Here is a 9611-nt window from a genome sequence, read left to right as displayed (position 1 = left end):
CTCTCGACCGGCTCAACGAATACTGATTGAACATCAATAACTAGAAGCTAGTCATGACATTCGAATTGACTGTGCCGATATAGCCGAAGCTATTTCGTATTGGTCACTCAGTTCATTGATAAATCTTTTGACTTAACTTTTTCACGAGTGCCCACACAGATTGCATGGTCAAATTGTTAAAGAACAAACTGATTGGTTAGTGGCTTAAGTTGCCGTTCTCCGTGTCAGTGAGGTCGCATTATAGGGAGCATTCAGAATGAAGCAATAGGTTTTACTCTATTTCCTAACAAAAACAGACTGAACGTCTAGAAACCATACAGACCATGCCTTTTTGAACAATAAAAACACAGGAGCACTACTCCCGCAGTGCTCCTGTGTTTTTATTGTGCATACTCTTAAGCTACTTGGTTATTCACCGGCCTGGGCTTTTTCCGTTTACGGTCGCGAGGATGTGTAATTGGAATCGCTGATAATAGCGTTTTGGTATATTCAGCCTGAGGATCGTTATAAATATCCGTGGCCAAGCCCAACTCGACGATTTTACCAAAGTACATCACTGCTACCCGATCAGAGATATGTTTAACAACTGACAAATCGTGGGAGATAAAAATGATCGCTAAATCCATCTCTTTCTGTAGCTGTAATAACAAATTTAAGATTTGAGCTTGTACAGACACATCCAACGCAGACACCGATTCATCACAAATCAAAAGTTTCGGCTTCAACGCAATAGCTCGCGCAATACCAATACGCTGTCTTTGCCCACCAGAAAACTCATGCGGGTATCGATTCGCTGCAGCGCTAGGTAAACCTACTTTTTCTAATAACTCTGATACCCAGAGGCTTCGTTGCTGAGCTGTGCCTATTTTATGAATAATGAAAGGCTCTTCCAAAATCATGCCGATGGTGTGCCGTTGATTTAATGACTCCATTGGGTCTTGAAAAACAATCTGGATATCTTTTCTTAAAGGTCGCATCTGTTTCGTCGAGAAATCGGTGATGTCTTCTCCTTCAAAGAAAATTTTACCTTCTGTTGGCTCATATAATTTTAGAATGGTCCGACCTAATGTGCTTTTACCGCACCCAGACTCTCCTACTAAACCTAACGTTTCACCTTGAGCAACAGAAAAAGACACACCATCAACGGCTTTTACGGTATAGCCTTTTTTTAAAATTCCTTTGCCAGACACAAAGTGCTGCTTAAGGTTTTCTATCCTTAATACTTCTGTCATCGCTTCCTCTTTAAGTGACCCCATGATGTGAACCCGTTAACCTTTAAACTCAGGAAACAACGTTGTATCAATTGGCTTAATCTCAATGGGCTGTTTAGGTTCTTTATCAAGACTTGGCATGAGTCCCATTAAACGCTCGGTATAGGGGTGCTGGGGGTTATCAAATAAATTGTAGATATCTGCATACTCCACAACCTTGCCGCCATACATCACAGCAACGTCATCACAAATTTCAGCAACTACTCCCAAATCATGGGTGATGAAAATCATTGCCATACCCGTTTCTTGCTGTAATTCGTTCATTAGTGTCAAAATTGAAGCCTGGACGGTCACATCCAATGCCGTTGTCGGTTCATCACATATAAGTATGTCTGGCTTACATGCTAACGCCATTGCAATCATGACACGCTGTCGCATTCCTCCAGACAAATTATGCGGATACTCATTGATCCGTTTATCTGGCAGGGGGATTTTTACTTTTTTCAGCATCTCCAGTGAGTAAGCGTCCCTCTCTAGCTTAGTTAAATCTGGACGGTGTAGCTCAAGCACTTCATTCAACTGCTTTCCCACCGTGTGCACTGGGTTTAACGCCGTCATCGGGTCTTGAAAAATTACCGAGATACGGTTTCCACGCATGCCATACATTTCATTGGCAGGCAACGTAACAAGATCCGTTCCTCTATAAAGGATTTGTCCTTTAGTAATACGGCCATAAGGTTTGGGTAACAATCCCATAATCGACATTGCGGTTACACTTTTACCACACCCAGATTCGCCAACGATCCCTAATGTACGACCTTTAGATACATCAAAGCTCACTCCATGAAGAATTTTTACCACGCCATCATCAGTAGTAAATTCCGTTTCTAAGTCTCTAACACTTAAAATTACCTCATCCGTCATGTATGCCTCCTGCTTATAACTTGTAGGTGTCATCAATCACGGTAACAGGCTCAAAGGTCTGCCCTTTCTTTATCGCTGATTTGGTCTCTTTCAATACCTGCTTATCAATCCAGAAGGTCGATAAATCAGTTGCAGAGAACATTGCCTGTGTTTTCTTCGTCATGGCTGGTGTTGGATATTTAAGCCAGCGCCAGTGCGCCTCTCGGGTATACGGCACCATATAACCAGGAACAATTAAAAACTCCTCCGATACGATTTTCTGAATCTGATGAGAAATAGCCTGTTTTTTAGGTACATCAAACTCTTCTGTATATCGTTCGATCAGCTTATCCATGTTGGGAGAGCTGTAGTTCATGTGATTATTAGTTTGTGGCTTTGCATTTACCGAATGCAGGTATTCCCAATAAGCAGGTAACTCCCCTCCTCCCATAGTAAGGAAGGCTAATTCATGCTTTTTCTCGAGGATGTACTTAAACGCTGATGAGCCATCAATTAAATTGAGGGTAAAGTCGAGTCCTGCTTTTTTTGCTTGCTCTTTTAAATAAGCAACGCGAGGGGTGTGGGGTTGATTACTATATGTAATCGCAAAACTTAAACGCTCACCTTTATTGTTTACTCTGATTCCATCTGAACCAACTTGTTCAAAGCCCGCCTTCACGAAGTAGCTCACGGCTAATTCTGGATCAAACACGGGGGCTTGGTTGTCTATGCGATCATAATCACCATGACCAAAACCCATTCCGTGAGGCTTTCGTACATAGTCACCACGCAGTACCTTTTTGATCATGCCATCAAAGTCAGTCGCATAGGTCACACCAGCCCTAACATTCCGATCCATTAATAGCGGTGTCGCCGTATTCATCCAAAGTCCGCCCGCACCTTGAACAACTTGATTGTAACCCCAGAATTTATTGATGTAGCCCTGCTTGTAAGGTTTAGTGTTGGCCTTTTCATGCCATAAGCTCGGCAATACCAAACCAAACGTATCCAAATCACCTTTTTCAAAATGCTTTCGCGCAATATCATTATCTCGAATCACCTTGATCCGAACTTTCTCTACATTGTAGCGATTTTGATAATAACGATTACTGTATCCCCACCAGTCTTGCCCTACATGTTTGAAGGTGACACTTTTACCCTTCTTTATCTTATCCATATAATAAGCTGACGTTGTTGGCTCTGCTTTGAAGTTATATTTACGAACGAAGTTATCATCGATGCCATCGTTGTTTTCGTCTTTTGCCGGTTTAAAGAAATGCTCTGGGCGAGGCTGCAGGCCGTTGCTCGGTAAGTTGAACATCACCATTAGTTCATCGTTACTTTTAGCAACTTTCGACGTGATCGCAATAGTATAATCATCAAACTTTACAACCTGCTCAATCAGGTTTTTAAAAAAATCGTTATACCAAGGATCAATGATATCTTTAGAGCGATAATATTTGAGCATAAATAAATAATCATCGGCGGTCACCTTCTCACCATCAGACCACTTTGCCGCTTTATTCAGTTTGAAATAAACCGTTTTATTATCGTCACCAAACGCCCATGAATTGGCTAACTGCGGGATCCATTTTCCCGTATTTGGGTGCCTTGCGGCTAACTTGGGCACGCCATCCATCAAGTATGCCCGTAAACCTGAATTAGCATCGGGGCCAACGCTGCGTAATGTTTGGGGAAAGCTCATCATATATGTACGTAATGTGCCACCAAATTTCGCCTCTTTTGAAGCAAACAGTGGTTCATTTAAATTTGACTCCCACTCTAGCCCAGAGGGTAACGAAGTAGCCAAAGTCTCAGCACTGAATACGGCTACCATTGCCAATGTCGGGAACATCAATTTTTTATTCATTATTCACTTCCTTGTTACTGCGATGCTGAAAGATCTAATTAGATATAGCGAGTGAATTTCTTGGGATCAAAAGCGGCGCGAATCGCTTCACCAATGAACGTAACCATTACTAAGACTAGTACAATCGAGGTCACGACTGATGTGACGATCCAAGGAGAATCAAGATTCGATTTACCTTGTTGTAGCAACTCGCCCCAACTCGGGGTTGGTGGCATTAGCCCTAGCCCTAAATAATCTAACGCTGTTAAGGCTGTAATATTGGCTGCAATTGTAAAAGGGGCAAGGGTGACAATCATAACCATGGTATTTGGGAGTATATGCTTAAATAAAATACGTCCTGTTGATGCACCAATTGCTTTTGCGGCCATGACGTACTCTCTCGCACTTTCTTTGTAGGTCATGGTTCGCATGTACCATGTCATTCCCATCCAACCAAAAAGGACATTGATCCCAACAAATAGAGTGAAAGTCGGTTGAATAATCGAAACCAAAATCATAATGACATATAAGAATGGCACCATTGACCAAACCTCGATCAACCGCTGAACAAATAAATCAAACTTCCCACCAAAGAAGCCCATCGCACAGCCAACAGCGGTCCCAATAGCGTAAGATATTGCCATGGTTAATAGCGCAAACCCCATCGCTGTTCGAAAGCCATAAACAAGCCGAGCTAAAATATCACGACCAATAATATCGGTACCTAAGTAGTGTTTATTATCAATGCTCGGTGCATTTGGTGGATAATCGCCACTGAAGTCTTGCTCATAAGGGTTCCAAGGCACGATTGGCATTATCACGAAATTGTCACTATCTCGTTCAAAAGACACTTTTAACTCTCGGTAATTCGCTTCACTGCTAGAACCTAGACCAAATTCATGTCCAAACCGTACATCACTGAAAACAGGGAAAGAGTAACTCCCATTATATTTCACTACTAATGCCTTACTATTAATAAGTAATTCCGCAGCTAATGAAAGTAGCAATAACGTCGTTAAAATCAAAAAAGACCAATAACCTCGTTTAATTTCTTTAAAGCGTTTTATTTTCTTCTGTGTTAATGGGTTTATAGTGAACATGTTACGCTCCAAATTTCACACGAGGATCAACTAATGCCACGCAAATATCCGACAGGATATTACCGATTAACAACATGATGGCGTTGATAGCAACAATACCCATCACAACAGGGTAATCACGTTCCATAATTGATTCATAACCTAATAGCCCGATCCCATCGATATTAAAAATAACCTCAATCAAAAATGCCCCTGTCATAAAGAACAACAAAGAGTTACCAAAATGACTGGCGATGGGAATTAAACTATTTCTTAAGGCATGCTTACGGACCGCTTGCTTAAATGGCAGTCCTTTCGCGATCGCTGTACGAATATAGTCAGAGGAAAGGTTTTCCATCAGGTTATTTTTCATCGTCATGGTCAAGGTGGCAAAATCACCAATCAAATAACAGATAAGCGGTAGAACCGCATGCCACATGAGATCTTTTACTTGTTCATAAACGGTTTCATAATCATCAAAGTCATCCCCAACAAAGCCTCCCATCGGAAACCACTCTAGGTGATAACTGAATAGCGTAATCATTAGTACCCCTACCACATAACCTGGTAAGGCGTAGCCGACAAAAATAAGAATAGAAGATCCAGAATCAAACACTGAGCCATGTTTAATGGCTTTATAATAGCCTAAGGGAATAGAAATAAAGTAACTAATAAAAAACGTCATTCCACCATAAAACAAAGAGACAGGTAGACGCTCTACAATCATGTCAGATACGGGCTCGTAATAACGTGTTGATTCGCCAAAGTCAAAGACCACCAGCTTACTGAGCCATTCGGCATAAGCTTCAAATACTGGCTTATCAAGACCATAAAAAGCATTTAGATCGGCAATTTGATCCTCAGATAACGCCGTATTTCCTCCTGCAGACGTCATCGCAGCGGCACCATCACCTTGAGCCTGCATATTTGCAAGCATCCTCTCAACAGGCCCTCCAGGCACAAACCGAGTTATGGCAAAAATTAGGATTGTGATCCCTATAAACGTTGGAATGACCAATGCCATTCGACGTAGAAAATATGACAGCATGTATTCACTCACTCCATGTCTATTCGTAATACTCCATGAGGCTGGCAAAAGACTCACCTATTAAAGAATAGCTAATCATTGCAGCAGTTACTCATTACGAACACTTGTTCACCCTGAACAATCTCGCGTTATGCATGCCGAATAACGACACCACTTATTTCTTATAACTCCACATGTACAGTTAAATCTTCCTTTCATCAAGTAAGGTTAACTATTTTGACCCATTTTTGTCACATTTATCCCATAGGTAATTTTTCACGTTAAAAAAACATTAAAATCTGAAACAGTTCACTTTAAAAGAACATTTTATAAATTACCAACAACTATCTAACTCCAACGTCAATCGCATTTTATTTAATAAATAATCACAATTAAATATTCCATATTGAAATATATTTTCAGCCAAGCCATCTCAAAAAAGGACTGAATGATATAATTAATAAATACCAAATTAGAATATGAAGAATAAAAATACAAAATTCACCATTCAATATAAAAAACCACATTAGCACTGATATTTAGATCATTACACCTGTATTAACACCTTACTTAATATATAGCTGCAACATCCACTGACAAATAAAACACAACTACTTTTTAATATTTAACCTCGAAATATTGCCACTAGTTAATATAAAAAACCGACATTTATACAATTCTGGTTATATATATTATTTTAGTTATTTTCACATCCATCATCCACCCATTTGACTTCAACTTTTTGCTTCGTGTATATCTTGCGACTCACCGTTAACAAAAAGTTAATGGTTATTTCGAAAATTAAGTACCTCTCGAAATTAAAAGCAGGAAGAATAATAAATGGAGCAGCAAGGATGAATAAAAAGACAACAGCCCTATCGGTGGCTATTAGTCTCGCTCTGGGGGGATTATTAGCAGCCCCTATCGCGCAGGCCGAAGAGCAACAAGTTGAAAAACTGCAGAAGATGAAAGTAACAGGTTCTCGTATTTCACGGGTTGAAATGGAAGGTGCCGAACCTGTCCAAGTGCTGTCATCTGAATATATCGAAAATACCGGCCTTGTCTCTTTAGGCGATATCCTCAATCAAATCCCAGCTATAGCAGGAACGGTACAAAGCACCTCAATGAATAACGGCAGTAATGGTGCTGCGACAGTCAACCTGCGCGGTCTTACCGCAGAACGTACCCTTGTTCTGGTTAATGGCCGCCGAATGGTTAACGGTGGTACAGGCGCAGATGCAGCAGTCGACCTCAATATGATCCCAACCGCCATGGTTGAGCGTATTGAAATTCTTAAAGACGGCGCTTCATCGGTTTATGGATCTGATGCTGTCGCTGGTGTGGTTAATATCATTACCAAACAAAGCTACGAAGGCTTTGAAGTTGGCGTTAAAACCGGACAAACCTCTAAAGGCGATGGTCAAGTAACAGAAATCACCATGCTAACCGGCGTTTCTAGTGACCGTGGTAGCCTAATGTTCTCGGCAGGTTACACCGAAGAAAAGAAAATCCAAGGCAGTGATCGTGGCTTTGCCAATACAGACTTAAATCACGATGGATTTGGGGGCAGCTCTGTTGGCGGCAGCTCTGCTACTCCTTGGGGCTACTACGATGGCCAAACATTTGGCCCTGAGGGCGGCAATGCTCTACGCCCATTTAACCCAGAAACCGATCTTTATAACTACGCACCAGACAATTACCTCAAGCGCCCAGCAGAGCGTTTTTATTTGAGTGCCAACGGTAATTACCTCGTTGCCGAAAATGATTACTTGGGTCCAGTTACTGCCTCATTCGAAGCACTTTATGCCAACTCGAAGTCGGATTATCTATTAGCCGCAGAACCTATGTTTGGTGCATTCACTCCTGGCTTTAACCCAATTTCTGCCGACAACGAATATAACCCGACAGGCGAAGACATTGTTGACTGGCGCCGTCGAATGGTTGAAACCGGTGGACGCAACCGAGCGTTTGAATCTGATACTGCACGCATCGTATTCGCGCTGGATGGTGAATTTTCTAATGGCTGGGTATGGGATACCAGTTTTAACTGGGGTAAAACCAAAACGGTACAGCAAGAGAACAATGTCTTCATGAAAGACCGGGTGAACAATGCACTCGGGCCTTCATCAAATGGACAATGTCTAGATGCTGGTGGTAACGTCATTCCTGGCTGTGTGCCAATGGATATCTTCGGCACCATTAGTCAAGAGGCGCTGGATTACACTACCTTTACTCGCCAAGATACTGGATTCAACCAACAACAAGTCATTGACTTCAATGTAACGGGTGATGTTCTTGATTATGAAATGGGAACAATTGCCTTCGCCGCTGGTTACCAAACCCGCACCGAAAAAGGCGAAAGTCAGCCTGACGCCCTTGTAGTATCAGGTAATGCCAGTGGTAACGCCCTGTCTGCAACATCGGGGACTTACTCGGTAGATTCACTCTATGGCGAGCTATTAATTCCTCTTCTTTCAGATGTTCAGTTTGCCGAATATTTAGAAGCCAAAGTTTCTGCTCGCTACGATGACTACTCGTCGTTTGGTAGTAACACCTCTATGGGCTATAGCCTACTATACCAACCATTCGACGATTTAATGTTGCGTGGTACTTACTCAGAGGTGTTTAAGGCTCCATCTATTGGCCAGCTTTACGGTGGGCAGCAGGAGAGCTTCGATAATTTGACCGACTCATCAGGGCAAGATACATCCGGCCGAGATCAGTTCCCGGTTCAATACGGCTCGAATGAAGACCTAAAGCCAGAGCAAGGCCATACCGCATCAGTTGGTTTTGTTTACTCACCTTCCTTTGTCGACAACCTATCGATGACAGTTGATTACTGGCAAATCGAGCTTGAAGACCTGATAGATAACGTTGATCCCCAATTCATGCTCGATCAGTGTGAAGCCACTGGCGAATATTGTGACAGTATCACCCGCTTTGACAATGGCAATGTTCGGTCGATTGATGCGCGCTATACCAACCTTGGCGGCTTGAAAACCGACGGCATCGACTTCAACGTTCGCTACCGCTATGACTTTGACGAGTTAACCTTCAGAGCAAATTGGGAAAACACCTATCTACTGAAATACGAAGTCGAACAGCCTGACGGTACCGTTATCGACTACGCGGGTAAGTTTATCAGTGATCAGATCGGCCACTTTGCCCAGTACCGCTCAACATTAAACCTTGGTTTATCGCAAGAACTTTGGACTGCCAACTGGACTACACGCCTTATTGACAGCGTAACCTACGAACTACCAGGGGTTGATCAAGACCAATATGAATTCAATGTTCCAACCGTGGTTTATCACGATATCACGGGTTCATATCTTGTGAACGACAATATCAAGCTATCTTTGGGCATCAACAACCTATTCGATAAAGAGCCACCGTTGATGCTAGATACTCTTGCAGCAAATACGGACTCAACCACCTATGACGTAGCAGGGCGTTTCTACTACGCCAATGTCAACGTCAAATTCTAATAACAATCAGGCGCGAGTTCAGCTCGCGCCCTTTTCTGACTGACTAACACTTTG

Annotated in this window: 6 protein-coding genes; 1 reads left to right on the top strand and 5 read right to left on the bottom strand. The window is 42.2% G+C overall.

Features of this window, described 5'->3' with window-relative positions; genetic code table 11:
• Nucleotides 1-395: 395 nt before the first annotated feature.
• The 5 genes from L4D78_RS24250 to L4D78_RS24230 are packed head-to-tail and all read right to left on the bottom strand — an operon-like array spanning nt 396 to nt 6090.
• On the bottom strand, nt 396-1232 hold the full coding sequence (locus L4D78_RS24250; protein WP_428469313.1) for an ABC transporter ATP-binding protein: 837 nt from the start codon (nt 1230-1232) through the stop codon (nt 396-398).
• A gap of 36 nt (nt 1233-1268) precedes the next feature.
• Nucleotides 1269-2135 carry an ABC transporter ATP-binding protein gene (locus tag L4D78_RS24245; protein ID WP_428469312.1) on the bottom strand — a complete coding sequence of 289 codons (867 nt, stop codon included), beginning with the start codon at nt 2133-2135 and terminating at the stop codon, nt 1269-1271.
• 13 nt (nt 2136-2148) lie between these two features.
• Nucleotides 2149-3984, bottom strand: coding sequence for an extracellular solute-binding protein (locus L4D78_RS24240; protein ID WP_428469311.1), 1836 nt, complete (start codon nt 3982-3984; stop codon nt 2149-2151).
• A gap of 38 nt (nt 3985-4022) precedes the next feature.
• Nucleotides 4023-5063 (bottom strand): ABC transporter permease, encoded by a 1041-nt coding sequence (locus L4D78_RS24235; RefSeq protein WP_428469310.1) that lies wholly within the window; start codon nt 5061-5063, stop codon nt 4023-4025.
• Nucleotide 5064: 1 nt separating this feature from the next.
• A complete protein-coding gene (locus L4D78_RS24230; protein WP_428469309.1) occupies nt 5065-6090 on the bottom strand; it encodes an ABC transporter permease subunit in 1026 nt (341 codons plus the stop codon).
• 833 nt (nt 6091-6923) lie between these two features.
• Here L4D78_RS24230 and L4D78_RS24225 point away from each other — a divergent pair.
• Entirely contained in the window at nt 6924-9557 is a 2634-nt protein-coding gene (locus L4D78_RS24225) for a TonB-dependent receptor (RefSeq protein ID WP_428469308.1), read from the top strand.
• Nucleotides 9558-9611: the final 54 nt, after the last annotated feature.

This window comes from Photobacterium minamisatsumaniensis, from assembly GCF_050336695.1.
In the GTDB taxonomy this organism is placed as follows: Bacteria; Pseudomonadota; Gammaproteobacteria; order Enterobacterales; family Vibrionaceae; genus Photobacterium; species Photobacterium minamisatsumaniensis.
Note: the sequence above shows the minus strand (reverse complement) of the source record. Positions and strands in the feature narration are given on the sequence as shown.

Excerpts from the sequence above, each read along its gene's own strand:
- L4D78_RS24240 (WP_428469311.1), bottom strand. The coding sequence starts at position 3,984 with ATGAATAAAAAATTGATGTTCCCGACATTGGCAATGGTAGCCGTATTC.
- L4D78_RS24245 (WP_428469312.1), bottom strand. The coding sequence starts at position 2,135 with ATGACGGATGAGGTAATTTTAAGTGTTAGAGACTTAGAAACGGAATTT.
- L4D78_RS24225 (WP_428469308.1), top strand. The coding sequence starts at position 6,924 with ATGAATAAAAAGACAACAGCCCTATCGGTGGCTATTAGTCTCGCTCTG.
- L4D78_RS24230 (WP_428469309.1), bottom strand. The coding sequence starts at position 6,090 with ATGCTGTCATATTTTCTACGTCGAATGGCATTGGTCATTCCAACGTTT.
- L4D78_RS24235 (WP_428469310.1), bottom strand. The coding sequence starts at position 5,063 with ATGTTCACTATAAACCCATTAACACAGAAGAAAATAAAACGCTTTAAA.
- L4D78_RS24250 (WP_428469313.1), bottom strand. The coding sequence starts at position 1,232 with ATGACAGAAGTATTAAGGATAGAAAACCTTAAGCAGCACTTTGTGTCT.